Here is a 25798-nt window from a genome sequence, read left to right as displayed (position 1 = left end):
ATGAAAAAAAAATTACTTATATATTTGCTCAGTACAGTAATTTTTATATTTGCAGTAGTAACTGTTTTATTTGTATCTATTTTTAATTATGAATATCAACAAAGTCTAAAAGATAAACTTCAAATAAATAATAATATGATAATTAGCTTGTTACAAAGTAAAAATTTAAAAGACCCTGAAAAATTTTTCGTGAAAAACTTAGCGGGTTCCGAGCTGAGAATAACCTATGTGGATAAGAAGGGGAAAGTTATTTATGATTCAGCTGTAAATGGAGAAACTATGCCTAATCACAATGATAGGCAAGAAATAATAGAAGCAAGAAAAAGTGGCAGTGGATTTTCAGTTAGATATAGTACGTCTACGGAAAAAAATATGATGTATTTTGCCACCGTTTTTGATGATGGTCTTATTATTAGAAGTTCTATGCCACTTAAAATTGTAAATGGGCTTGGTAGTAAATATTTTAAGTTTTATCTTCTAGCCATATTTTTTTCAGCTCTAATGTCAATTTGGTTTTCTCTAAAGCTATCCTATATTATAGTAAAACCAATTACAGACTTGATTTTTATTACTTCAAGAATTAGTAAGGGTGAATTTAGTAGACGGGCTAGGATATTAGCAGATGGTGAAATAGGGCAACTAGCTAAGAATTTTAATGAGATGGCAGATAAACTAGAGTTTACTTTAAATGAAGTTACAGACAAGCAAAACAGACTAGAGGCTATTTTGCAGAGTATGGACAGTGGGGTCATTGCTGTTGATAGGAAAAACAAAGTGATAATGATTAATCCCTATGCTAAAAAAATATTTGGAATCACTAAAGATATTATAGGGCAAAACCTTCTAGATAATATTAGAGATTTTGAGCTTGAGGATATTTTCCATCAAAGTGATTATGATTATAAAGAAATAAAGATAGTCTGGCCACAAGAAAGAGAACTCAGAATAAAAACTGCAGATATAATTAACAGAAATGAACATATTGGTACAGTGGCTGTAGTTCAAGACATTACTGAAGTGAAAAAATTAGAGAAAATGAGAACACAATTTGTTGCTAATGTTTCACATGAGCTTAAAACTCCACTAACATCTATTAAAGGATTTGCAGAAACATTAAAATATGTAGATGATGCTGAAACTAAGGAGAAATTTTTAAATATAATAAATGAAGAAGCTGAAAGATTGACTAGATTAATTACAGATATTTTGACACTTTCACACATAGAACAACAAAAGGGAATTAAAAAGGAAAAAATTAATGTTAATAAAATTGTAAAAGACGTCTACAATTTGATGAAAAACATGGCAGATGTAAAAGGAATAAAGTTAACAATACAAGAACAAGACATTAAAATTTTGAAAGGCGATGCTGATAGATTCAAACAAATGTTAATTAACTTAGTGGGCAATGCAATAAACTACTCAGAAACAGGTGATAGTGTTTGCATTGGAACTGAGAACAAAGAGGATGGATTTATTCTATATGTAGTAGATACTGGGGTCGGAATAGCTAAAAAACAAATTCCACGTATTTTTGAGAGATTCTACAGAGTAGATAAGGCTCGTTCCAGATCAAACGGAGGCACAGGACTGGGTCTTGCTATTGTTAAACATATTGTACTTCAATTAAATGGAAAAATATATGTAGAAAGTGAACTGGGCAAAGGTAGTAAATTCATAGTTGAAATACCCTATTCTGAATAATATCAATAAGAAAATCCTCCATTGTAAAGTTTAATTAACATTAGTTAAACTTAAATTAACTTTTACATAATACAAAGTTAACTTTCAGGGTATAATATTGTAAGTGTAAGGAACAGTTAATTAAGAAATTAAAATTAATGAACGGGGGAATTATAAATGAAAAGAAAAAACTTTAAATTTATGGTGGCTGCAATAGTAGTTGCAATGACAGCGGGAATTTTCACGGGTTGTTCAGGCAAAACGGCAACTACACCTGAAACTAAAACAGCTGAATTAAAAGGTTCAATAACTGCAGCAGGATCAACTGCACTTCAGCCTTTAGCTGAACTCGGAGCTAAAAGTTTCCTAGATAAAAACCCAGGAGCAAATGTAAATGTTCAAGGTGGCGGAAGTGGAACAGGACTTAAATTAGTGTTAGAAAGTAGTGTAGAAATAGGTAATTCAGATATTTATGCAAAAGACAAAGCAGGAATTGACGCAACTGCATTAAAAGATCATAAGGTATGTGTTATAGGAATTGCAGCGGTAACAAATCCAAAAGTTAAAGTAGAATCACTAACAAAGCAACAGTTAGTAGATATATTTACAGGAAAGATAAAAAACTGGAAAGAAGTTGGCGGAGCTGACATAGCAGTTACAGTTATAAATAGACCAGCATCTTCAGGAACTAGAGCGACATTTAAACAATTTGGATTGGATGGTAAGGAAGAAGTGGCAGGCTTAACTTCAGATTCAAGTGGAGCTGTTAAAGGAATGATTACAAAAACAGATGGAGCAATAAGCTACTTAGCATTATCATACTTCTCTGATGCAGCTAATAAACAAGGCTTAAACGTATTGAAAATTGATGGTATTGAAGCAAATGCAGAAAACATAAGCACAGATAAATATAAAATTTGGGCATATGAGCATATGTACACTAAAGGTGAACCTACAGGATTAACAAAAGCATATTTAGATTATATGCTAAGTGATGAAATGAAAGCTGGAATAAAAAAATTAGGATATATTCCGATGGCAGATATGAAGGCTAAAAGAGATTAATGTTCTCAAAAGGCTGGTTAAAACCAGTCTTTATTTGCATTAAATCATAACCTACGGTGCTTGTCCTATTAACGATCTTAGAAGGAGATTTATACCCCACACCGAAGTTTTTTTAATAGGGTAGTAAGTTCTCATTTATGGAAGATGGCGGACTTTCCTTCTGAAATATGGTTAAAATAATTTTTCGAGGTAAAATATATATGAAAAAAAATGATAGGAAACCAATGTTTTTAAACCTTAAAGCTGATATGAAAAAAATGTTTATAAATCTTAAAAATGAATATTTAGGACGTGGTTTTGCAATATTTTGTGGTGCGATTATAGTCATTCTTACTTTTTCAATCATATTATTCCTAACTACTAAAGGCTTAAATACCTTTATAAAGCATGGATATTCAATATTTAATTTTATATTCTCAGGAAAATGGAATCCAGAGGGGAGTGGAGAATCTTTAACTCCTCAATTTGGAACTTTGATATTTATTATTGGTTCAACAGTGGTATCTTTCCTTGCAGTGCTTGTAAGTGCACCAATAGGGGTAGCGCTAGCCATATTTATGAATGTAATTTCACCAAAACTCGGCACAAAAGTTATTCAGCCTGCCGTTGAGCTATTTGTGGGAATACCTTCTGTTGTTTATGGCTGGATAGGAGTAAGTGTATTAGTACCTATTATTAAGATTTTCTTTGGAGGAATTGGGTTTAGTTTACTTGCAGGAGTATTAGTTATTAGCGTAATGATTTTACCAACAATAACAAGTATTTCTTCAGATGCAATAAAAACCATACCTAAAGATTATATAGAAGCATCCTATGGTCTTGGGGCAACTAGATGGCAGACTATAATTAGAGTAATTATTCCTGCAGCTAAAAGTGGGATATTAACAGGGATAGTGCTTGGAGTTTCAAGAGCATTTGGAGAAGCACTAGCAGTTCAAATGGTTATTGGAAACTCAATTACTTTCCCTAAGGGGTTACTTGGAACAACAGCTACACTAACAAGCATACTAACTATGGATATGGCAAATACAATCTATGGTACAGCATGGAATGATGCATTATGGTCAATGGCACTATTATTACTAATAATATCATTTGTATTTATACTTATAATTAGAAAACTTGGAAAACGAGGTGAGATATAATGAATTCTAAGGTTAAAGATAAAATTGCAACTATAGTGTTATATATAATTTCTGCTTTAGTAATTCTTTTGCTAATAAGCCTTATAGGATATATAATATACAATGGAAGACAATCCTTGAATTTAAAGTTTTTATTTGGTGAACCAAAAATTGGCGAAGCTGGTGGAGGTATTGGGCGTCAATTATATAACTCAATTCATCTGCTCGTAGTAACTCTTATGATTACAGTACCACTTGGGGTAGGTGCTGGAATATATTTAGCTGAATACGCAAAAGAGGGCAAGCTATTAAACATTATTAGATTAAGTATAGAAACTATGGCATCATTACCTTCAATAGTAGTCGGCTTATTTGGACTATTAGTTTTTGTTAACATGACAAAATGGGGATATTCTCTTATTGCTGGAGCACTAGCAATAACTATAATAAATTTACCAGGTATGACTAGAGTTTGTGAAAATGCAATTAAAGCAGCCTCGTTTGGTGTTAAAGAAGCCAGTTTGGGCCTAGGTGCAACTAGGTGGCAAACTATTAAAAATGTTGTATTACCCTCTGCAATGCCTCAAATTTTAACAGGTATTATACTAGCAGCAGGGAGAATATTTGGAGAAGCAGCAGCATTACTTTATACTGCAGGTATGAGTGCACCAACTTTGAATTTTACTAATTTAAGCTTAACCAGTAAAGCTTCAGCTTATAGTTTATTAAGGCCCGCTGAAACTTTGTCTGTATACATATGGAAGCTTAATTCTGAAGGAATGGTGCCTGATGCTGCTAAGATAGCAAACGGTGCTTCAGCAGTTTTAATAATAGCAGTGCTTATATTTAATGTATCTGCAAGAATAATCGGCAAAAAATTATATGAATCACATACAGGAAGTAAATAGGGAGGTAAGCAACATGGGAATAGTTATAGCAAAGAATTTGAATCTATATTATGGAAATGTTCAAGCACTAAAAAATGTAAGTATTAATATAGAGAAAAATTCAGTTACTGCACTTATAGGACCATCAGGTTGTGGTAAATCAACATTTTTACGTACTATCAACAGAATGAATGATTTAATAGATTCTGTTAAAATAGATGGAGAAGTGTTATACGAAAATAAAAACATATACAGTCCAGATTATGATGTTATAGATTTAAGGAAAAAAGTAGGAATGGTATTTCAAAAACCTAATCCTTTTCCTATGTCAATATATGACAATATAGCTTATGGCCCTAAAATTCACGGCCTAACTAATAAAAAAGAACTTGATGAAATTGTAGAGGATAGTTTAAAAGGAGCTGCACTTTGGGATGAAGTAAAAGACAGGCTTAAAAAGAGTGCACTAGGATTATCTGGTGGACAGCAACAGCGTCTATGCATAGCTAGAACTTTAGCAGTGCAACCTGAGGTTTTACTAATGGATGAGCCAACTTCTGCCTTAGACCCTATTTCCACATTAAAGATTGAAGAGTTAATGGATGTGCTTAAAAAAAAGTACACAGTTATAATTGTTACGCATAATATGCAACAAGCAGGTAGAATTTCTGATTATACAGCATTTTTCCTCAATGGAGAAATTGTTGAGAATGGAAAAACGGAAAATATATTTTATAAACCTCAAGATAAAAGAACAGAGGATTATATTACAGGAAGATTTGGTTAAAATATAAATAGGAAGGTGATAATATGGCTAGAAAAGTATTTGAAGCGAGTCTTGAAGAACTTCATAATGATTTAATTAGAATGGGAAGTATGGTGGAAAAACAAATTCATGACTGCATTGAGGCCTTAGTTTCACAGAACGCAGAAAAGGCTGAAAAAATAATGGAAAATGATGACATAGTTGATGCACTGGAACGAGAAATAGAAGATAAAGCAATAAGATTAATCGCCATGCAGCAGCCTTTAGCAATAGATTTAAGAAATATTTTTACCACAACAAAAATAGTAACAGACCTTGAGAGAATGGCAGATTATGCTGTGGATGTTGCTAAAATTACAGTAAGGTTAAAAGATGAAAAATATATAAAGCAACTAATAGATATACCTAGAATGGCTGAGATAGTAATACTTATGATAAAGGATTCTTTGGACGCTTACGTGGCAGGAGATGTTGAAAAGGCATATGAAGTATGCAAACGAGACGACCAAGTAGACGATATATATAAGGAGATATTTACAGAACTTCTACAATTAATGTTTAAAAATCAAGAGACAGTAAATCAAGCTACCCAATTTTTATTTATTTGTAAGTGGCTAGAAAGAATTGCTGATCATACGACAAACATATGTGAATGGACAATTTATTTAGTTACTGGAGAAAAAGTTAATTTAAACGAATAGTTTTCACATGAAATACAGAAACTACAAGTACAATAAATATTAAAATTTGGCTAACCAAATACTATGGTTAGTTATGAATATGGTTAGATATTTATTTAAAATATTGTAGTGGAGTAGTGATTATGAAAAAAAAAAATTTAAAGCCACTTTTGATAATCTTCAGCATTACAATTTTAATGCTAAGTACAGGATGTAAAAAAGATACAAAAATCAAAGACCAGCAACCTAAAAGCATTAAAATAATTTGTGAGGATACAGTCTTTCCCATGGTAAATGACTTAGTACGGGATTATAATTTAAATAATGACCCTGTAGTTACTATAGAATCCATTGACAGAGAAGGTGCTTTTAATAAACTAATCAATTCTGAAGTGGATATATTAATTGGATATGTTCAGACAGATAATAAGAAAATTGAAGGCGAAATGTTAGCTTATGATGGTATCGGCATTATTGTTAACACTAGTAATAAGGTGAATAGTTTGGGGATTTCCGACTTAAAAAAAATATACACTGGAAATATAGTCAACTGGGAAAAGCTAAAGGGCGAATCAAAAACAATAGTACCTGTAGCTTTTAAAAGCATTATGAATTCAGTTCAATATGAATTTAATATAAAAATAATGGATAATCCTATAAAAGAACAACTGAGCAGTACTATGCAGTATGTAGGCAGTGTAGAAGAAATGAAAAATTTTGTTGCTCAGAATAAAGATGCTATAGGCATTATGCCAGGACAGTGGTATAATAAAGAAAATGTGTTTTTAAAATTAAGTGGTGTTGAAATTACCAACTCAAACATAAAAAACAAATTATATTATCTAAGATTTCCAATACAAATGTATTATTCGAAAGAAAAAAAAGATAGTCTAAAGGATCTTTTTCAGTATTTTAAAAGTGAAGATGGTAAGAAAATTATAAGAAAATATTGCATAGAAGCATTTTAGTACCTCCTTCTTAGGAGGTATTTTTATTCTGTAGTAAATTATCTATTAATCACAAATCTTCTACTGTAAATACGTGAAAAAGCGCAAAATTTGCGATATATGCACTTTTTCTTCTTTTAAAGACTAATAACATTGACTTAAATATTGAATTCATGTAATATAACTTAATGGAATGCTATAATTTATTATTAAACTAATTGCTTATTATAAATTAAATATTATATGTGTAGTACTATATATTTTAAAAAAATATTTAATTTTAGTATATTATTTCTAATTCCTCATAAAGCCTTTTACATTAAAGGTTATTGTTAAACAGGAGGTAAAAATGAAAAATCAGATAGCTAAGATACTTCCAGGAAGTATTGCAGAAGAAATTGAGTTAGAAGTGGGAGATAGATTAATTAGTATAAATGGCAATGCTGTAATAGATATAATTGATTACAAATTTTTAATTACAGATGAACTTATATGCATTGAAATTGAGAAGGTAGACGGAGAAGTTTGGGAGATTGAAGTTGAAAAGGAATATGATGAAGATTTAGGAATCCAATTTATTGATGCCATTTTGGATAAGCCCAAGAGTTGTCATAATAAGTGCATATTCTGTTTTATTGATCAATTGCCACAAGGAATGAGAGAAACACTATATTTCAAAGATGATGATTCAAGATTATCATTTTTTCAAGGTAACTTTGTAACCTTAACTAATATGAAGGAAGAGGATATAGACAGGATAATTCGATATAAGATAAGCCCTATTAATGTTTCAGTTCACACTACTGATCCAGAGCTCAGAAAGATAATGCTAAACAATAAATTTGCTGGAGATGTTTATGATAGGTTAAAGAGACTAGCTGGAGCTTCCATTAAAATTAATTGTCAAGTAGTTTCTTGTCCAGGTATTAATAATGGATCGGAACTTTTAAAAACTATTGAGGACCTATATAAACTTTATCCAAACATTGAAAATTTGGCGGTTGTACCCGTTGGAATAACAAAGTATAGGGAAGGCTTATATAATTTAACCTTGTATGATAAGAATACTGCGACGCAAGAAATTGAAGGTATACGTGAATTACAAGAAAAATATATTAATGAAATCGGCTCACCTTTTGTAAGGTTGTCTGATGAATTTTATGTTACAGCTGGAATTGATGTACCTGATGAAGATTTCTATGATGGGTATGATCAGTTAGAGGATGGAATTGGCATGATAAGGATGCTTAGAAGTGTTATAGATGAAGATGTATCAAGCCTTGCACCAAATAATAGTGGAAGTTTTACCTTTGTAACTGGGTCTTCAGCCTACGTAGAAATATTAAAGGTAGCCCACAAAATTACTGCAATCAATAATAAAATTAATATCGGAGTTAAAAAAATTGTAAATACATTTTTTGGAGAAACCATTACAGTAGTAGGTCTTTTAACAGGAACAGATATAATAGAGCAGCTAAAAGATGAAAAGCTAGGGGACTATGTAATAATTCCTAGTAATATGCTGAAAAGTGGATATGAATTAGGTGACTATGATCAGCAAATATTTTTAGATAATATTACAGTAAGTGATTTAGAAAAAAGCTTAAATACAAAAGTTCTAATATGTGATTATTCAGGAGAAGATTTAATCCATATAATAAACCAAAATAGTCGGGAGGAAGAATAATGGCAAAACCAATAGTAGCAATAGTAGGAAGGCCTAATGTAGGCAAATCTACCTTATTTAATAAGTTAGCAGGTAGAAGAATATCAATAGTTGATGATAAACCCGGTGTAACAAGAGACAGAGTGTATGCTGATGCAGATTGGCTTAGGCACAATTTCACACTAATTGATACAGGTGGTATTGAAATTGAAAGTCAAGATATCATTTTGGCGCAAATGAGAAGACAGGCACAAATAGCTATAGAAACATCAGATGTTATAATATTTATTGTAGACGGTAAGCAAGGTCTTACAGGTGCAGATTATGAAGTTGCTCAAATGCTTAGACAGAGCAAAAAACCAATAGTACTCGTTGTAAATAAAATAGACCATCTTCAACTAGAAGCAAATGCATTTGAATTCTATAATTTAGGTATAGGGACGCCGTTTGCTATCTCTGCAACTCAAGCACTTGGACTTGGAGATATGTTAGATGAGGTAGTATCACATTTTGACAGTGTGTATTCAAAAACAGAGGATGAAGAATATATTCAAGTTGCAGTGGTAGGCAAGCCGAATGTTGGTAAATCATCTTTGATAAATAGAATGCTTGGAGAAGAAAGAAATATAGTAACTGAAATTGCAGGTACAACTAGAGATGCAATTGATAGTAAAATAGAAACTGAAGAAGGAAAATTTGTTCTTATAGATACTGCAGGAATAAGAAGAAAAAGTAAGGTAGAAGAGGGAATTGAAAGATATAGTGTTATTAGATCATTAGCAGCAGTGGAGAGAGCTGATGTAGTTATACTTATGATTACTGCTACAGAAGAACTAAGTGATCAAGATGAGAAAATTATAGGCTATGCTCATGAGATGAAAAAGGCTATTTTGGTAATAGTAAATAAATGGGATCTTATTGAAAAAGATGACAAAACTATGCTTGAGTTTAAAAAGAGAATACAAGCAGGGTTAAACTTTATGGCATATGCACCTTATTTATTTATATCTGCAAAAACAGGTCAAAGAGTACATAAGGTACTTTCAACAGTAAAAGAATGTTATGAAAATTATTCAAAAAGAATTTCTACAGGCATACTTAATGAGGTTGTAAATAAGGCTGTACTAATGAAGGAGCCTCCAACAGTAGCAAACAAGAGATTAAAAATATTCTATGTTACTCAAGTAGCTTCTAAACCACCAACATTTGTGTTCTTTGTAAATAATGAAAATTTACTACACTTCTCTTATGAGAGATATTTAGAGAATCAATTGAGAAATGCCTTTGAATTTATGGGAACAGGTATAAAGCTTATATTTAGGGAAAGGAAGGAATAGAATGTTAAAAGTTGCTTTTTTAGGTGGTGGAAGTTTCGGCAGCGCATTATCGGTAATGCTTGCAAAAAAAGGAATTAAAGTTAACATATGGGACAGAAAACTTAGTGTTATTGATGATATTAACATAAAAAGAGAAAATATTAAATATTTGCCCAAGGTTATCATACCATCAGGAGTAACAGCATTCCTTGATATAGAAAAGGTTATAAGCGGTAGCGACATAATTGTGTTGTCAGTGCCATCCCATGCAATAAGAGACTTAAGTGTGAGAATTGCACCATATTTAAAGCGGAATCAAATTGTGGTTAGCATTGCAAAAGGAATCGAAGAGGGTTCTTCAAAAAGGATTTCGCAAGTTATAGAAGAAGAGATTCCGAGTAACCCTATAGTTATACTTTCAGGTCCTAGTCATGCAGAAGAGGTTTCCTTAGATATACCTACAACAGTAGTAGTTACATCTAAAAAAATGGAATATGCAAAGATAGTTCAAGATGTATTTATGACAAGTAAATTTAGAGTTTACACTAATGAAGACATTATTGGAGTAGAAATAGGTGGAGCAGTTAAAAACATTATTGCACTAGCTGCAGGGGTGTCAGATGGAATAGGCTACGGTGATAATTCAAAAGCTGCACTTATGACAAGAGGAATGAGTGAAATTATAAAAATAGGCACTATTCTTGGTGGTAAAACGGAAACCTTCTATGGCTTGACAGGTATGGGTGATCTTATAGTAACTTGTACTAGTATGCATAGTAGGAATAGAAGAGCTGGTATTTTAATTGGAAAGGGTGTTCCAATGGAGAAAGCTTGCGAGGAAATAGGAATGGTGGTTGAAGGTATAAAAGCCACAAGAGCTTTTTATGAACTTAAAGAAAAAGCAAAAGTTTCTATGCCTATTACTGATGTGCTTTACAAAGTACTATTTGAAGGTAAAGACCCAAAAGATGGAGTACACGAACTTATGTCAAGAAATAAAAAAGATGAGTTTTAAGGACATTTTATAATATCACAAATATTAAAACCCGGTTTTTCGTTAAGAAACTAATGAAAAATCGGGTTTTTTTATATTATTTTAATCTGAAGTAATAATTTATTGTTCTCTAAAATATATTTATAATGTTAATAATAATTATTGGGAGGGTATATCTTGGATAATTTTGATATATACAAAGATATAGCAGAGAGAACGCAAGGGGATATTTATGTAGGTGTTGTGGGTCCAGTAAGAACTGGAAAATCAACATTCATAAAAAGATTTATGGAGCTTATGGTAATTCCTAGAATAGAAAATCCTCATAAAAAAGAAAGAGCAAAAGATGAACTTCCTCAAAGTGGTTCCGGAAAATCAATTCATACCACTGAACCTAAATTTGTACCCAACGAAGCAGTTGAAATCGATTTTGACGGTGGTACTAAATTCAAAGTTAGAATGGTTGATTGTGTTGGTTATATTGTTAAAGGAGCGCTAGGATACGAAGAAGGGGAAACACCTAAAATGGTTACAACTCCTTGGTATGATTATGAGATTCCATTTGAGGAAGCGGCAGAGCTTGGAACAAAAAAAGTAATAAATGAGCATTCAACCATTGGTCTTTTAATTACTACAGATGGTTCCATCACAGGTATAGAAAGAGGAGAGTACTTAGATGCTGAAAAAAGAGTAGTTGATGAACTTAAATCTATCAATAAACCTTTCATAATGGTGTTAAATTCTAAAAATGCTGCTGCTCCTGAAACGGAAGTTTTAGCTAGAGAATTGGAAGAAAAATATGATGTTCCAGTTCAAGTTATGGATGTTCTAAACATGAAAGAAGAGGATATTGCTAATATATTCCAAAGAATTCTTAGAGAATTTCCAGTTAAAGAAATTAACATAGATATGCCTGAATGGATTGAAAACTTAAGTTCTAAGCATTGGGTAAAAATTAATTTTATGAAGTTTTTAAAAGATATGAGCAAGGACATTTTTAAAGTTAGAGATATAAATAAATCTCTACTAAGTTTTAGTGAAGTTGACTTTTTAGATTCTGCAAGACTTGATGAAATGAATATGGGAGAAGGAACTGCTAGGGTTAATATAATTCCTAAACACGAATTATTTTACAAAATCTTAGGTGAAACTTGTGATCGAGAAATAAAAGGGGAAAATGATCTATTAACATTAATGGGTGAATTCTCTAGAGCAAAAGTTGAATATGATAAAATTGCAGACGCACTAAGGGATGTAAAGGAAAAAGGTTATGGCTTAGTTGCACCACAGCTTTCAGAAATGACATTAGAAGAGCCTGAGATAGTGCAACATGGTGGTAGATATGGTGTTAAATTAAAGGCTTCTGCACCATCGTTACACTTTATTAAAGCAGATATAACCACTGAAGTATCACCTATTATGGGTACAGAAAAGCAAAGTGAAGAATTCTATAAATCCATCTTAGAACAGTTTGAAAACGATAAATCTCAAATTTGGCAGAGTAATATGTTTGGTAAATCTTTAGAAGTATTGGTTAAAGAAGGTCTTCAAAATAAGTTATTTAAGATGCCTGATGATGTCCAAGTAAAAATCCAAAAGACGCTACAAAGAATTATAAATGAGGGCAATGGCAGCTTAATTTGTATTATATTATAATAATATTTATTATTATATAGTAGTTTTGAGTTATAGGGAAATTTTCTTATAACTCAAAGCTAAATTTAATGTTGAATCAATATAAAACTTCATGCTATAATAAGGTTGTTAACTGGGTGTAGCGCAGTTGGTAGCGCGCATGAATGGGGTTCATGAGGTCGCAAGTTCGATTCTTGTCACTCAGACCATTGAAAATAAAGGGCTTTAGTCAGTTGGATATTAAAATAGTATGGAGATAAATAAAGAAAAAGTACGGTAATCATTTTGAAATGAAATAAAATAAGTGAGCATTTAAGACACTTTGAGGACTACTTTAAATTGCTTAAAACATCACTTTACAACTACTTGGTCGCAGGTTCGACTCCTGTAAGGTGTGTCAAACAAACCCCAGTAACTGTAATGGCTACTGGGGTTTTGATTTTTGCCTTAAATTTATAATTTTATCTTTCTTAATATAAGAAAAAAGATGCAATCAATAATAATTTGTAACATTATGTTAATTATGTGATAGAATAATAATATGCTAATAATAATGGGTAGCTTTTAGCTGACTACGAAGGGGAGGGTGATTTAAATGTCTTGTTCAGTTAGTGTTGTTGTACCTATTTATAAGGTGGAAGAGTATATTGATAAATGTATAACTTCTATTTTATGTCAGACATTTAGGGACATTGAAATAATACTTGTGGATGATGGTTCACCGGATAAATGTGGACAAGTTGCAGAATCTTATGCAAACCAGGACCTTCGTATTAAAGTTATTCATAAAGAAAATGGTGGACTTTCTTCTGCTAGAAATGTGGGTTTAGGTGTTGCTACTGGCGATTACATATTATTTGTAGATTCTGATGATTGGATAGATCCTACTATGATTGAAAAAATGTACAATGCTTCAAAAAAGGTAGCTGCGGATTTGGTAATTTGTAATTATCGTAGAGTTTATAAGGATCGGGAAGAAGAGAATTGTCTTCACCTAGAAAATCAATCTTTTAACTTAAATGATATAGGCCTCAAGGAATACTTTTATTCCTATTACTTCCCTTATGTACATGGACACGAAGTTACGAATAAGCTTTACAAGAGAGAAATAATAATAAAAAATGATCTGAAATTTGAGAAGAATGTAGAAGTATTCTCAGAAGATTTGCTTTTTAATCTTTATTTTTTATGTCACATAAATGTAATATTTTCTTTAAAAGACTCCCTTTATAACTATTTGCAAAGGGATAATTCTATTATGCATTCCTCTCAACCTAATCTTAAGCAATCCTATATCTTATTTGAAAAGTTTAGCGTGCATTCAGAGGAGGCAGGAAAATCTGAGGAGCTTAAAGAAATTTTACCCCTATTATTTTATGTGTTGATACAAGAAGCTATTTATTATGTAGTAAAGTCAGGTGAAGATATAAATACAATCCATATTAAATTAAAAGAGATATCTAAAGCTGAAATTTATAGGAAAAATACCTCCCAACTTATTACTAGCAAGGCTACTAAAACCTTTTTTAAAAAAAGAAAATTAGGAGTTAGGATGGAAATAAAGTGTAGGTTATTTTCTCTGATTTGTTTATGCAACTTTTATTATTTAATTGCTGCTTGGAAATATTACAGTATTAATGGTCATAAAACGAAAACTTCTAATTGATAACTAAGGAGAAAAGCTATGATAAAAAAGCAGGATAAAAAAATAACATTTTGTATAGAGTGTTTAGCTTCAGGTGGAGCAGAACGAGTTACATCTGTACTCGCTAATTCATTTTATGATAATGGATTCCAGGTAGATATAATAATACTAGAAAAATCTGATAATGAGTATCAGATTAACAATAATATAAAAAAGCATTATTTAACCTTACCACAATCAGGTAACATAGTCTTAAAATATATAAAGAATTTGAAAAGTTTAAAAGACCTATTAAATAAGATTGGTAGCGGCACAGTTATTTCTTTAGCAATGCCGGCGTTAAATAGGTATTTAGTTCTTAGCTTATTATTAAAGAAGACAAAATTAATTCTTTCAGAGCGTAATGATCCAAAGAATTTTCCGGACACAAAAAAACTTCGAAAAATTAGAGATTTAACTTATAAATTTGCAAATATTATTGTATTTCAAACAAATAATGCTAAGGATTATTTCCCTAAGAAAATTCAAAAAAAGGGCGTTATAATACCTAATCCCATAAAGAAGGATTTGCCTCAAAGATATAATGGCAATAGAACAAAGGAAATCGTAAGTTTTTGTAGGTTAGCTCCCCAAAAAAATATTCCTATGTTACTTAATGCCTTTGAGCTTCTAGCCAAAGACTACCCAAACTACACTTTAACCATTTACGGCAGAGGTGAGCAGGAAGAAGAGTTAAAAGAATATGCAAAGGGGCTTAACTGTAAAGATCAAGTAACATTTAAAGATTATGCTATAAACATACATTCTAAGATTATTGACAGTGCAATGTTTATTTCCTCCTCAGATTACGAGGGGATTTCAAACTCAATGCTTGAGGCCTTAGCCATAGGGCTACCCTCTATATGTACAGACTGTCCTCCTGGTGGCGCTAGAATGTTTATTAAGCCTTATGAAAACGGATTGTTAGTTCCGGTTGGAGATGCCTTTGCATTGTATTCTGCAATGAAAGAGCTTATAGAAAATCAAGACTTAAGCGATAAGTTATCAAAAAATGCAATTAAAATTAGGGAAGAATTATCACAAGATAAGATATTTAAAAAGTGGTTAAACCTGCTTAAATTTTAGAATAAACCCTAATAAGCAAAAGTGAATTTTGAGGGAGTAAATATGAGTAGTGAAACAAGAACAAAAAATTCTATTAGAAATATTTTGGTTGCTATGGGCGGACAATTTATTAACCTGTTAATTAGCTTTGTAGGACGTTCGGTTTTTATAAGTGTATTAGGGGTTAATTACCTTGGTATAAGTGGATTATTGGGAAATGTGCTATCAATGTTGTCGCTAACAGAATTAGGAATTGGAAGTGCGATAATATTCAGTATGTATAAACCCCTAGCTGAAAAAGATGAGACAAAAACCAAAGCCTTGATGAATATGTATGCTTCAATTTACCGAATCATCGGTGTTACCACAGCTGTTATTGGACTTGCACTGGTACCCTTTTTAAACATTATAATTAAAGATAAACCTAATATTCCAAATCTAAATCTTATATATATAATGTTTTTAGCAAATTCAGTTAGCTCATATTTTTTCTCTTACAAATGCTCCATTATTATAGCAGATCAAAAACAGTATATTGTTACCTTAACTCAATATGCTTATTCTCTAGTTCAAAACATTGTTCAAATATCATTGTTAATTATAACAAAAAATTATTTTTTATATTTATCCTTGCAAATTATATTTACTTTATTATCAAACGTAGCTATTTCTAGAAAAGCAAATAAGATGTATCCATTTTTAAAAGAAGGTAAAAAAGAATATCTAGATAAAAAGGATAAAAAAGCTTTAATAAAAAACATTGGTGCTATGTCCTTTCATAAATTAAGTTCAGTTATAATTAGTGGAACAGATAACATTTTAATCTCTGCATTTGTAGGAGTATATTGGGTAGGCTTATATTCTAATTATTATTTAATAATTAGTAAGATAGAAGGCCTTTTAGGCCAAATATTCAGTTCATTACTTGCCAGTATTGGAAACCTTAATGCAAATGAGAACACTGAAAAATCAAAAAATGTATTTGACATTCTATTTTTTATGAATTTTTGGTTGTATAGCTTTTGCAGTATATCATTTTGGGTTTTAATTAACCCATTTATTAAAACATGGCTAGGCGATAAGTTTGTGATGAATAATTATATTGTATTTGTAATTATAATCAATTTCTTTGTAAGTGGAATGAGGAATGCATGTTTGACCTATAGGGATACCTTGGGATTATTTTGGAATGACAGGTATAGGCCACTATTTTCAGCCATTATAAATTTAGGCATGTCCTTATTTTTAGTTCATAGAATTGGTATTGTAGGTGTGTTTTTAGGTACACTTATAAGTACAATTACAACAAGTTTTTGGGTGGAACCATTTGTTTTATATAGAAATGTATTTAAAATACCTATTAGCAACTACTTTAAAAAGTATGCAATATATGTATTTGTTACAATTGGCGCTGGATTAATAACTGAATTATCGTGTTCAATTCTTAAGACTGGTGGATTTTTATTGATTTTAGAAAGAGGATTGTTTTGCTTATTTATTCCTAATATAATAATAATACTGTTATTTTTTAAAACTAAAGAGTTTAAATATTTAAAAGAAGTTGCCATTAAAATAGTTCATAAATTTAACATATAATAAAATGTAAAAATAAGAAGTATAAAGGAGTTATTTATGGATACAAATAGTAATAAAAATTTGAAGGTTTTAATTACAGGAGCCGCAGGGTTTATAGGGTATCATCTCTCTACACTATTAATTGGAAAAGAATATCAAGTTATAGGAATAGATAATATGAACGATTACTATGACGTAGCACTTAAAGAAGGAAGACTAGCTTTATTAAAAAAGCATGAGAACTTTAGTTTTTATAAAATAGATTTAAAGGATAAAGAAGCTATAGATGATTTATTTAACAGCCATAAATTTGATTACGTTATTAATTTAGCTGCTCAGGCTGGAGTAAGATACAGTATTACAAATCCATATGCTTATGTGGATTCCAATCTTATTGGCTTTGTAAATATACTTGAGGCCTGCAGAAATAACCCGGTAAAACATTTACTGTACGCATCTTCAAGTTCAGTTTATGGTGGAAACAAGGAAGCACCTTTTTCTACTAACCACAATGTAGATCACCCCGTGAGTCTGTATGCTGCAACTAAAAAATCAAATGAGCTACTTGCCCATGCATACAGTGAGCTCTATAAAATCCCAACAACGGGTTTGAGATTTTTTACTGTATATGGTCCCTGGGGAAGACCAGACATGGCATATTTTTTATTTACAGATGCAATTCTCAGTGGCCAGCCAATTAAAGTCTTCAACCATGGGAAAATGGAGAGAGATTTCACCTATGTTGATGATATTGTAGAAGGGATATATAAACTGATACCCTTAGCTCCCAGGGGTAAACCTGATTATGATGAAACTAAAGATGATTTAAGCAGTAGCTTTGCACCTTATAAAATTTATAATATTGGTAATAATCAGCCGGTACAATTAGAAAAATTCATCTCAGTTATAGAAGATAAACTAGGTAAAAAAGCAGAAAAAATATATATGAAAATGCAAACAGGTGATGTGCTTAGAACTTATGCAGATGTGTCGGATTTGGAAAGGGACATTAACTTTAAACCTAGTACAAGCATTGAAAGTGGATTAGGAAAGTTTGTAGATTGGTATAAAGATTTTTATAAGATATAAATTTGATAGGAAAAGGGTGATTGAAAATGAAAATTACAATAGCAGGGATTGGTTATGTAGGATTATCAAATGCAATATTACTGGCTCAGCATCATGAAGTAACAGCGCTTGATGTTATTCAGGAAAAAGTAGATCTGATCAATAATAAAAAATCTCCTATCGCGGATGTTGAGATTGAGGAATATCTATCAAATGAAGAGTTGAATTTAAAAGCAACTACAGATTCCTACAAGGCTTATTCAGAGGCTGAATTTGTTATCATAGCAACACCAACCAATTATGATCCAGAAAAAAATCATTTTAATACCAGATCTGTGGAAGCCGTAATTGCAAATGTATTGGCCATCAATATAGATGTTACAATAGTAATCAAGTCAACTGTTCCTGTAGGCTATACAGAAAAGGTAAACAAAATGTTTGAAACAAATAATATTATCTTTGCACCAGAGTTCTTAAGAGAAGGCAAAGCACTATATGATAATCTATACCCATCAAGGATTATAGTAGGAGAAAAATCAGAACGAGCTGAAAAATTTGCAAGCCTTTTAGTAGAAGGAGCAATTAAAAAAGATATACCGGTCTTATATACAAATTCCACCGAGGCTGAAGCTGTAAAACTGTTTTCTAATACCTATTTGGCACTGAGGGTAGCCTATTTTAATGAACTTGATACTTATGCAGAAATAAGAGGACTAGACACAAAACAAATTATTGAAGGTGTATGTTTGGACCCAAGAATAGGGAACCATTACAATAATCCTTCCTTTGGATATGGTGGCTATTGCCTTCCTAAAGATACAAAACAATTAAGAGCAAATTATGAAGATATACCTAATAATATTATAGGTGCTATAGTAGACGCTAACAGAACAAGAAAAGATCATATAGCTGATATGGTAATAGCTAAAAAACCAAATGTTGTAGGTATTTACAGATTAACCATGAAAACAAATTCTGATAATTTCAGAGCATCCTCAATACAAGGCATCATGAAAAGAATCAAAGCAAAAGGAATTGAAGTAGTAGTACATGAGCCGGCATTAGAAGAAGATTACTTTTATAATTCTAAATTGATAAAAGATTTAGAGGAATTTAAGAGAATGTCGGATGTTATTTTGTCAAATAGGCTCTCTAAGGATTTGATTGATGTGGAGGAGAAGGTTTATACTCGGGATTTATTTGGGGTAGATTAGAGGAACAGTCTATTGTTTTTATGTTAGGTATGATAGGCATTAGCATTTATGGGTTTATATTATTTGTTAAGCTTGCTCACAGAGGAATAAAGGCACTTGATATTTACATAAATGAAAAAACAAATAAATTATAATAAAATTTTATTTGAGAAGAGTATTCAAGAGCTTAGAAATGGGCTCTTTTCTTACATGCAAAAATAGATGGATATTTTAAGACTTTTGTAGAATATTATATTTAGTATGATAAAACATATTAAACTATGGTTTATGGAGGAATAAAAAATGCCAATTAAAAATACAATTTATGAAATTACTATTACAGAAGAGGGTATTGATAATTACAAAGGTGATACTATTAGCGCAAAGGATATGGCTGAAAATCTAGGCATAGATAGTGTTATGACTGACTTTGAGTGGGATGAAGATATAAATAGGGGGCTAATTCTTACTGGAAGAATTGTAGATGATACATCAGTACAAGATGCACTTTCTGAAATGGAAAATATTGAATATATTGAGCGTGTAGAGAAAAGTTAATTTATTATCGAAGAGGTTGTTCATCATCATCGAAGATGCAATGTTAATGACTTCAGAAGGACATTTAGACTCCCTCTGAAGTTTTCTCTTAGTTACTTTCTTCATATTAACTACATAAAAATGCTCTATTATAGTAATAAGGAATGTTTATAAAATAAAAATCTATATTGACAATAAAAGAAGACTTGTGGTATTATATTAACAATACCTTACTAAATCGGTAGGAATACTAGGAGGACAACAAATGAAAAAATTATCTATACTAATTAGTACTTTATTAATAGCATCGGTAGGACTTGTAGGATGTGGGACAAGCAGCAATAAGAATACTGGATCAAAAGATCTATTATCAAAAATAAAGAGTGAAGGAAAAATACGAATTGGTACTGAAGGTACCTATGCACCATATACTTTCCATGATAAGACAGGAAAGTTAACTGGATTTGATGTTGAAATTGCAGAGGAAGTATCTAAGCGTCTTGGGGTAAAACCAGAATTTGTGGAAACAAAGTGGGATGGTATTTTTGCAGGGCTTGATGCAAAGAGATTTGACATGATAGTAAATCAAGTTGGAATTAAACCAGATAGACAATTGAAATATGATTTTTCAAATCCGTATATAGTTTCAAAAGCAGTACTTATAGTAAATAGTTCTGATAATACTATTAAAAAGTTTGCAGATTTAAAGGGCAAGAAATCTGCTCAATCCTTAACTAGTAACTTAGCTAAAATTGCAGAAGCTAATGGAGCGCTGCTCCAACCAGTTGACAGTTTTAATCAATCAATTGACCTTTTAGCTTCTAAAAGAGTAGATGCCACAGTTAATGATAGTTTATCTTACCTTGATATTAAAAAGCAAAAGCCAAACCTTGCTATAAAAGTTGTTGATGAAGAAGGAAATGCGCAACCAAGTGCAATTATGTTTAATAAGGGAAACAAAGAATTAGTAGATGCAACTAATAAAGCACTTACTGATATGAAAGCAGATGGTACTTATTCAAAAATATCGAAAAAGTGGTTTGGTACTGATGTATCAAAATAATAAGGAGATCAGATGAATTTTGATGCAGAAACAATAAGAATATTAGGCATAGTTAAAGATTCTTTCTTTCCTTTATTAATAGCAGGTGTGGAGTTTACAATTCCACTAGCAATAGTTTCTTTCATACTTGGTTCAATGCTAGCTATGGCGACGGCTCTTGCACGTATATCAAAATATAAATCATTAGTTTTAATATCAAGTTTTTATGTTTGGATAATAAGAGGGACACCTCTTCTCGTACAGTTATTTATAATATTTTATGGATTACCAGCGGCTGGCATAACAATAGGAGCACTACCCGCAGCAATTATAGGCTTTACACTAAATGTGGGAGCTTATAATTCAGAAGTAATTAGAGCTGCGATTCTATCTATACCTAAGGGTCAGTGGGAGGCAGCATCCTCCATTGGTATGACACGTACACAAGCATTGCTCCGCATAATTTTGCCACAGGCAGCTAGGGTATCTGTACCACCGCTTTCAAATTCCTTTATAAGTCTTGTAAAAGATACATCACTGGCTGCTGCAATTACTTTAACTGAAATGTTTCAAATTGCTCAAAGAATAACTGCAGCAACATATGAACCGCTTGTGTTGTACTGTGAAGCAGCATTTATATATCTAATATTTTGTACTATACTATCCTCACTTCAAAAGAATATAGAGAAAAAACTTGAAAGATATGTGGCTAGATAATTGGAGGAAATTCATGATTAATATAAAGGATTTGCACAAAAGCTTTGGAGATAATGAAATTTTAAAAGGTATAGATTTACAAATTGCCAAGGGTGAAACAACAATAGTAATAGGACCTTCCGGTTCAGGTAAAACAACCCTTTTAAGGTGTATGAATTTATTAGAGCTGCCTAACAGTGGAAGCATAAGTATTGGAGATAGTAAGCTTACGTTCGGTGGAAATAAAAATCCATCTGAAAAAGAAATATTAACACTACGTAAGAAAACAGGAATGGTGTTTCAAGGCTTTCATTTGTTTCCTCACCAGACCGCTTCTGAAAACATTATGGAAGGTCTTATTACTGTACTTAAGCAATCTAAGAAGGAAGCGCGCGATAAGGCTCTTAGCCTACTCGAGAAGGTTGGACTTTCAGAAAAGTTCGATAGTTATCCTCATGAACTTTCCGGAGGACAACAACAACGTGTTGCTATAGCTCGCGCTATGGCTATAGAACCATTAGTTCTTCTGTTTGATGAGCCAACCTCCGCACTGGATCCAGAGCTTGCAGCAGAGGTGCTTAAGGTTATGAAGGAGCTTTCTCTTGAAGGGATGACCATGGTAGTTGTTACTCATAATATGGGTTTTGCAAGAGAAGTAGGCGACAATATAATATTTATGGATAACGGACTTATTATTGATAAGGGAACACCTGAGCAATTATTAAGTGACACAACTAACGCACGAATTAAACAATTTTTAAGCTTAGTTTCGGATTAAGTAATAGAATATTTGAGGAGGAAAAGATATGAAATTTGAATCATTATTAATACATGGCGGAATAGATGGTGATGTTAGTACTGGAGCAGTAAATGTACCTATTTACCAAACATCTACCTTTAAAAAAGGCAAGTTTGATGCTGATAATGCTTATGAGTATTCAAGATCAGGGAATCCTACAAGAGCAGCACTCGAAAAACTTATTGCAGAACTTGAGCAAGGACATGCTGGGTTTGCTTTTGGTTCAGGTATGGCGGCTACCACCGCAGTACTATCATTATTTAAAACGGGAGATAAAATTCTTATATCAAATAATATTTATGGTGGAACATTTAGAGTTTTAGATAAATACTTTAGTAACTTTGGTATACATTATAGTGTATTTAATTCATCAAATATAGAAGAGCTGAAAAATAATATAGATAACAATGTAAAGGCTATTTTTATAGAAACTCCAACCAATCCATTAATGGGTATTACTGATATTGAAGAGGTTGCAAAAATAGCAAAGAAAAATAATTTAATCACTATTGTTGACAATACGTTTATGACACCGTACCTACAAAAACCTATTACCCTTGGTGCAGATATAGTTATTCACAGTGCCACAAAATATCTGGGCGGACACAGTGATTTAATTGCTGGTCTTGTGGTAGTGAATAATAAGGAACTAGCTGAAAAAATAGGTTTTATACAAAATTCAACAGGGGGAATTTTGTCTCCATTTGATTCCTTTTTATTGATTAGAGGTATTAAAACACTAGCTTTAAGAATGGATAGGCACAATTCAAACGCAATGGTTATTGCAAAGTTTTTAAAAGATAGAAAAGAAGTAGAAAAAGTATATTATCCAGGGTTTGAAGATCACCCAGGACACAAAATACAATCAAAACAAGCTAAAGGCTATGGCGGTATTATTTCTTTTCTTATAAAAGAAGGGTATGATTATAAAGAATTCCTAGGTAACTTAGAGTTAATAACTTTTGGAGAAAGTTTAGGAGGGGTGGAGTCGTTAATTTGCCATCCAGCTACTATGACACATGCTGCAATTCCTTCTGTTATGAGACAAGAAATTGGAATAACTGATAATTTAATAAGATTATCAGTAGGGGTCGAAAATGTTGATGATATAATGGAAGATTTAATAAAAGCATTAGAAATATAACTTTAACGACTTTAGAAGGCTAAACAATTAATAATTGTTTAGCCTTCTAAATCGTTAATTAGCCACCTTAGGGATTTTTAGTAGATGTATTTTAAGTTATACATCAGGATTATCTAATGAGGAAGCAAAGTTTTTGCAGCAGATTGCTGAAGAAACAGTTTTAAATTAAGAAAATAAATAAGCAACAATCTAAAATATGCAGGGAACTAGTTAAATAAAATTTTCTTTTGTGTATAAAACATTGTTGTGTAGTTTAATCTATAGATATGTACTCCAGGTAGATGTACAATGGATTTAACAAAATTATAGATGAGGTGATTTAATTGGTTGATATAGCTCTACTAGGATGTGGAGGAGGAATGCCTATTCCTGAAAGGTACCTATCTTCTCTTCTCATAAACTATAACGGGAGAAAGATACTGCTTGATTGTGGTGAAGGTACCCAGGTATCCATGAAAATACTTGGCTGGGGATTTAAATCAATAGATATAATTTGTATAACCCATGGACATGCGGATCACATTGTTGGACTGCCAGGTATTCTTGCCACAATTGGTAACAGCGGTAGAACTGAACCCATTACAATAATTGGCCCCAAAGGTATTACTGATATTGTGAAGGGTCTGAGGGTTGCAGCACCTTACCTTCCTTACGAGCTTAATATTATAGAAAATCCACAGGAACCACTGAAAGTACAAACTTTAAAAAATAGTATTAGTCCTTCAGTGTGCGAAGATCATGATTTAGTAATTTCAACACTGGAACTTGAACACTCAACTAATTGTTTGGGTTATAGCTTTTATTTTAGGAGAAAACCAAAATTTGATGTAAAAAGTGCAACTATAAATGAAATACCAAGAATGTTTTGGAATAGACTTCAAAAAAATGAGACTATAATCCATCATGAAAAAACATATTTGCCCAGAATGGTGCTAGGAAAAGAAAGAACCGGTATAAAGCTTAGTTTCACCACGGACACAAGACCAATACCTGAAATAGCGACTTTTATTAAAGAAAGTGACTTGTTTATTTGTGAGGGAACCTATGGTAATGAAAATGATATTGAAAAAGCCATAAAGAACAAACATATGACCTTTAGCGAGGCAGCACAGCTTGCTTTGGAGGGTGAAGTGCTAGAACTCCTATTGACACATTTTAGTCCCTCTATGAATATCCCTGAAGAATATAAAAATAGAGCAGAGAGCATTTTCAAAAACACTATTATTGGCTTTGATAGACTTGTAAAGACAATTTCTTTTAAAGATTAGAAAAAACAGAAAGTCTATGATACTATATATAGAGTAAATACAACAGTGTTTTTGGTGAGTTATCAAGAGGATTTTATAATATAGAGAGGAAGGTGCAGACATGTTGAATAGTAAAGTTAAGGTCAATCTATTGCGGGAAGGAATTCATGAGGATGCTGTAAAATCCTTAGATGAAAAAGGAAAGTGTCTATTTGATATAAATAGTACAAGAGACGTATGCTTTGAATTTATTGATGAGGGTGTTAAATTTAGTTGCGAACAAAGTATTTTAGATTATGGCTTGTATCTAATAAAAATTCTAGATTAGAAATGTTTAAAGGTTAAACAATAGCTTTCCCCCACTTGTAAAAATGGGGGATTTCTTTCTAAAATGCTATTAAGCGATACGAGTATAAAATCATTTATCAACATTTACCCCTTCTATCTGCAATAGTAGTTTTTGTGTAGGTGTTCTATTACCTGCAAAACCTACCAGATTGCCAGTTTTACCAATAACTCTGTGACAAGGTATAATTATAGGTAATTGATTAAATTTATTAGCTTGACCTACTGCCCTTACAGCCTTAGGGTTTCCTATGGATTCTGCAATCTGAAGATAATTACGTGTTTCGCCGTAAGGAATATCTTGAAGGGCTTTCCATACTTTTTTTCTGAACTGCGTACCTTCTATAGATAATGGTATATTAAAATTTTTCCTTTTTCCTTTGAAATATTCATCTAGCTGAACTATAACTTCATTACATAGCTCCACATCTTTCTGAATAAATTCATGCTTGCTCTTGTATTCCTTCCAATCTTCTTCGAAAATTTCTACTTTTTTAACACCTATCTCATCCACAACCACATGGATTAGTCCAATAGGGGAATCATAAATATCATAACCAATTTTCACAAAATTCCACCTCAATTATAAAATCATTTACATAAATAAAAGGTAACATATTATTTTCCTCCTGTCTATATT

Annotated in this window: 24 protein-coding genes and 1 tRNA gene; 24 read left to right on the top strand and 1 reads right to left on the bottom strand. The window is 31.8% G+C overall.

Annotated features, from left to right (window positions below):
* The 24 genes from pnpS to G9F72_RS15660 all read left to right on the top strand — a co-directional run bounded on the left by pnpS (position 1) and on the right by G9F72_RS15660 (position 25141).
* Positions 1-1704, top strand: coding sequence for a two-component system histidine kinase PnpS (gene pnpS, locus G9F72_RS15775; protein ID WP_164955604.1), 1704 nt, complete (start codon positions 1-3; stop codon positions 1702-1704).
* Positions 1705-1860: 156 nt separating this feature from the next.
* A complete protein-coding gene (locus tag G9F72_RS15770) occupies positions 1861-2748 on the top strand; it encodes a phosphate ABC transporter substrate-binding protein (RefSeq protein WP_164955603.1) in 888 nt (295 codons plus the stop codon).
* Between the two features lie 248 nt (positions 2749-2996).
* Complete coding sequence (gene pstC / locus G9F72_RS15765; RefSeq protein WP_164956054.1) at positions 2997-3893, top strand: phosphate ABC transporter permease subunit PstC; 897 nt, start codon at positions 2997-2999, stop codon at positions 3891-3893.
* The gene (gene pstA, locus G9F72_RS15760; RefSeq protein ID WP_164955602.1) at positions 3893-4780 is read left to right on the top strand and encodes a phosphate ABC transporter permease PstA; all 888 of its coding nucleotides are present in this window, start codon (positions 3893-3895) and stop codon (positions 4778-4780) included. Before pstC ends, pstA begins: the two co-directional genes overlap by 1 nt.
* A gap of 13 nt (positions 4781-4793) precedes the next feature.
* On the top strand, positions 4794-5546 hold the full coding sequence (pstB, locus tag G9F72_RS15755) for a phosphate ABC transporter ATP-binding protein PstB (RefSeq protein ID WP_224676142.1): 753 nt from the start codon (positions 4794-4796) through the stop codon (positions 5544-5546).
* A gap of 23 nt (positions 5547-5569) precedes the next feature.
* A complete protein-coding gene (phoU, locus tag G9F72_RS15750) occupies positions 5570-6226 on the top strand; it encodes a phosphate signaling complex protein PhoU (RefSeq protein ID WP_164955600.1) in 657 nt (218 codons plus the stop codon).
* Between the two features lie 122 nt (positions 6227-6348).
* Positions 6349-7173, top strand: coding sequence for a substrate-binding domain-containing protein (locus G9F72_RS15745; RefSeq protein WP_164955599.1), 825 nt, complete (start codon positions 6349-6351; stop codon positions 7171-7173).
* Positions 7174-7480: 307 nt separating this feature from the next.
* Entirely contained in the window at positions 7481-8839 is a 1359-nt protein-coding gene (locus G9F72_RS15740; protein ID WP_411955960.1) for a DUF512 domain-containing protein, read from the top strand.
* On the top strand, positions 8839-10155 hold the full coding sequence (der, locus tag G9F72_RS15735) for a ribosome biogenesis GTPase Der (RefSeq protein ID WP_164955597.1): 1317 nt from the start codon (positions 8839-8841) through the stop codon (positions 10153-10155). Before G9F72_RS15740 ends, der begins: the two co-directional genes overlap by 1 nt.
* 1 nt (position 10156) lies before the next feature.
* On the top strand, positions 10157-11149 hold the full coding sequence (locus G9F72_RS15730) for an NAD(P)H-dependent glycerol-3-phosphate dehydrogenase (RefSeq protein ID WP_164955596.1): 993 nt from the start codon (positions 10157-10159) through the stop codon (positions 11147-11149).
* 156 nt (positions 11150-11305) lie between these two features.
* Positions 11306-12784, top strand: a complete 1479-nt coding sequence (gene spoIVA, locus G9F72_RS15725; protein ID WP_164955595.1) for a stage IV sporulation protein A — start codon at positions 11306-11308, stop codon at positions 12782-12784.
* Positions 12785-12896: 112 nt separating this feature from the next.
* A tRNA-Pro gene (locus G9F72_RS15720) sits at positions 12897-12972 on the top strand.
* Positions 12973-13358: 386 nt separating this feature from the next.
* Positions 13359-14429 (top strand): glycosyltransferase family 2 protein, encoded by a 1071-nt coding sequence (locus tag G9F72_RS15715; RefSeq protein ID WP_164955594.1) that lies wholly within the window; start codon positions 13359-13361, stop codon positions 14427-14429.
* 18 nt (positions 14430-14447) lie between these two features.
* Positions 14448-15533 (top strand): glycosyltransferase, encoded by a 1086-nt coding sequence (locus G9F72_RS15710; protein WP_164955593.1) that lies wholly within the window; start codon positions 14448-14450, stop codon positions 15531-15533.
* A 42-nt stretch (positions 15534-15575) separates the two neighbouring features.
* Complete coding sequence (locus G9F72_RS15705) at positions 15576-17108, top strand: lipopolysaccharide biosynthesis protein (RefSeq protein ID WP_164955592.1); 1533 nt, start codon at positions 15576-15578, stop codon at positions 17106-17108.
* 36 nt (positions 17109-17144) lie between these two features.
* Positions 17145-18176, top strand: coding sequence for an NAD-dependent epimerase (locus G9F72_RS15700; RefSeq protein WP_164955591.1), 1032 nt, complete (start codon positions 17145-17147; stop codon positions 18174-18176).
* A 26-nt stretch (positions 18177-18202) separates the two neighbouring features.
* Positions 18203-19369, top strand: coding sequence for a nucleotide sugar dehydrogenase (locus G9F72_RS15695; RefSeq protein ID WP_164955590.1), 1167 nt, complete (start codon positions 18203-18205; stop codon positions 19367-19369).
* Positions 19370-19651: 282 nt separating this feature from the next.
* On the top strand, positions 19652-19906 hold the full coding sequence (locus G9F72_RS15690; RefSeq protein WP_164955589.1) for a hypothetical protein: 255 nt from the start codon (positions 19652-19654) through the stop codon (positions 19904-19906).
* Between the two features lie 244 nt (positions 19907-20150).
* Complete coding sequence (locus tag G9F72_RS15685) at positions 20151-20948, top strand: amino acid ABC transporter substrate-binding protein (protein ID WP_164955588.1); 798 nt, start codon at positions 20151-20153, stop codon at positions 20946-20948.
* A gap of 12 nt (positions 20949-20960) precedes the next feature.
* The gene (locus G9F72_RS15680; protein WP_164955587.1) at positions 20961-21644 is read left to right on the top strand and encodes an amino acid ABC transporter permease; all 684 of its coding nucleotides are present in this window, start codon (positions 20961-20963) and stop codon (positions 21642-21644) included.
* Between the two features lie 13 nt (positions 21645-21657).
* On the top strand, positions 21658-22401 hold the full coding sequence (locus tag G9F72_RS15675) for an amino acid ABC transporter ATP-binding protein (RefSeq protein WP_164955586.1): 744 nt from the start codon (positions 21658-21660) through the stop codon (positions 22399-22401).
* Positions 22402-22429: 28 nt separating this feature from the next.
* A complete protein-coding gene (locus G9F72_RS15670) occupies positions 22430-23566 on the top strand; it encodes a trans-sulfuration enzyme family protein (RefSeq protein ID WP_164955585.1) in 1137 nt (378 codons plus the stop codon).
* A 323-nt stretch (positions 23567-23889) separates the two neighbouring features.
* Positions 23890-24834 carry a ribonuclease Z gene (locus tag G9F72_RS15665; RefSeq protein ID WP_164955584.1) on the top strand — a complete coding sequence of 315 codons (945 nt, stop codon included), beginning with the start codon at positions 23890-23892 and terminating at the stop codon, positions 24832-24834.
* Positions 24835-24934: 100 nt separating this feature from the next.
* A complete protein-coding gene (locus G9F72_RS15660) occupies positions 24935-25141 on the top strand; it encodes a hypothetical protein (RefSeq protein WP_164955583.1) in 207 nt (68 codons plus the stop codon).
* A gap of 90 nt (positions 25142-25231) precedes the next feature.
* Here G9F72_RS15660 and G9F72_RS15655 read toward each other — a convergent pair whose 3' ends face one another.
* Entirely contained in the window at positions 25232-25726 is a 495-nt protein-coding gene (locus tag G9F72_RS15655) for a methylated-DNA--[protein]-cysteine S-methyltransferase (protein WP_164955582.1), read from the bottom strand.
* Positions 25727-25798: the final 72 nt, after the last annotated feature.

The organism is Clostridium estertheticum (assembly GCF_011065935.2).
GTDB classification, from domain to species: Bacteria; Bacillota; Clostridia; order Clostridiales; family Clostridiaceae; genus Clostridium_AD; species Clostridium_AD estertheticum_A.
Note: the sequence above shows the minus strand (reverse complement) of the source record. Positions and strands in the feature narration are given on the sequence as shown.

Excerpts from the sequence above, each read along its gene's own strand:
- pnpS (WP_164955604.1), top strand. The coding sequence starts at position 1 with ATGAAAAAAAAATTACTTATATATTTGCTCAGTACAGTAATTTTTATA.
- G9F72_RS15770 (WP_164955603.1), top strand. The coding sequence starts at position 1,861 with ATGAAAAGAAAAAACTTTAAATTTATGGTGGCTGCAATAGTAGTTGCA.
- pstC (WP_164956054.1), top strand. The coding sequence starts at position 2,997 with ATGAAAAAAATGTTTATAAATCTTAAAAATGAATATTTAGGACGTGGT.
- pstA (WP_164955602.1), top strand. The coding sequence starts at position 3,893 with ATGAATTCTAAGGTTAAAGATAAAATTGCAACTATAGTGTTATATATA.
- pstB (WP_224676142.1), top strand. The coding sequence starts at position 4,794 with ATGGGAATAGTTATAGCAAAGAATTTGAATCTATATTATGGAAATGTT.
- phoU (WP_164955600.1), top strand. The coding sequence starts at position 5,570 with ATGGCTAGAAAAGTATTTGAAGCGAGTCTTGAAGAACTTCATAATGAT.
- G9F72_RS15745 (WP_164955599.1), top strand. The coding sequence starts at position 6,349 with ATGAAAAAAAAAAATTTAAAGCCACTTTTGATAATCTTCAGCATTACA.
- der (WP_164955597.1), top strand. The coding sequence starts at position 8,839 with ATGGCAAAACCAATAGTAGCAATAGTAGGAAGGCCTAATGTAGGCAAA.
- G9F72_RS15730 (WP_164955596.1), top strand. The coding sequence starts at position 10,157 with ATGTTAAAAGTTGCTTTTTTAGGTGGTGGAAGTTTCGGCAGCGCATTA.
- G9F72_RS15715 (WP_164955594.1), top strand. The coding sequence starts at position 13,359 with ATGTCTTGTTCAGTTAGTGTTGTTGTACCTATTTATAAGGTGGAAGAG.
- G9F72_RS15710 (WP_164955593.1), top strand. The coding sequence starts at position 14,448 with ATGATAAAAAAGCAGGATAAAAAAATAACATTTTGTATAGAGTGTTTA.
- G9F72_RS15705 (WP_164955592.1), top strand. The coding sequence starts at position 15,576 with ATGAGTAGTGAAACAAGAACAAAAAATTCTATTAGAAATATTTTGGTT.
- G9F72_RS15700 (WP_164955591.1), top strand. The coding sequence starts at position 17,145 with ATGGATACAAATAGTAATAAAAATTTGAAGGTTTTAATTACAGGAGCC.
- G9F72_RS15695 (WP_164955590.1), top strand. The coding sequence starts at position 18,203 with ATGAAAATTACAATAGCAGGGATTGGTTATGTAGGATTATCAAATGCA.
- G9F72_RS15690 (WP_164955589.1), top strand. The coding sequence starts at position 19,652 with ATGCCAATTAAAAATACAATTTATGAAATTACTATTACAGAAGAGGGT.
- G9F72_RS15685 (WP_164955588.1), top strand. The coding sequence starts at position 20,151 with ATGAAAAAATTATCTATACTAATTAGTACTTTATTAATAGCATCGGTA.
- G9F72_RS15680 (WP_164955587.1), top strand. The coding sequence starts at position 20,961 with ATGAATTTTGATGCAGAAACAATAAGAATATTAGGCATAGTTAAAGAT.
- G9F72_RS15675 (WP_164955586.1), top strand. The coding sequence starts at position 21,658 with ATGATTAATATAAAGGATTTGCACAAAAGCTTTGGAGATAATGAAATT.
- G9F72_RS15670 (WP_164955585.1), top strand. The coding sequence starts at position 22,430 with ATGAAATTTGAATCATTATTAATACATGGCGGAATAGATGGTGATGTT.
- G9F72_RS15660 (WP_164955583.1), top strand. The coding sequence starts at position 24,935 with ATGTTGAATAGTAAAGTTAAGGTCAATCTATTGCGGGAAGGAATTCAT.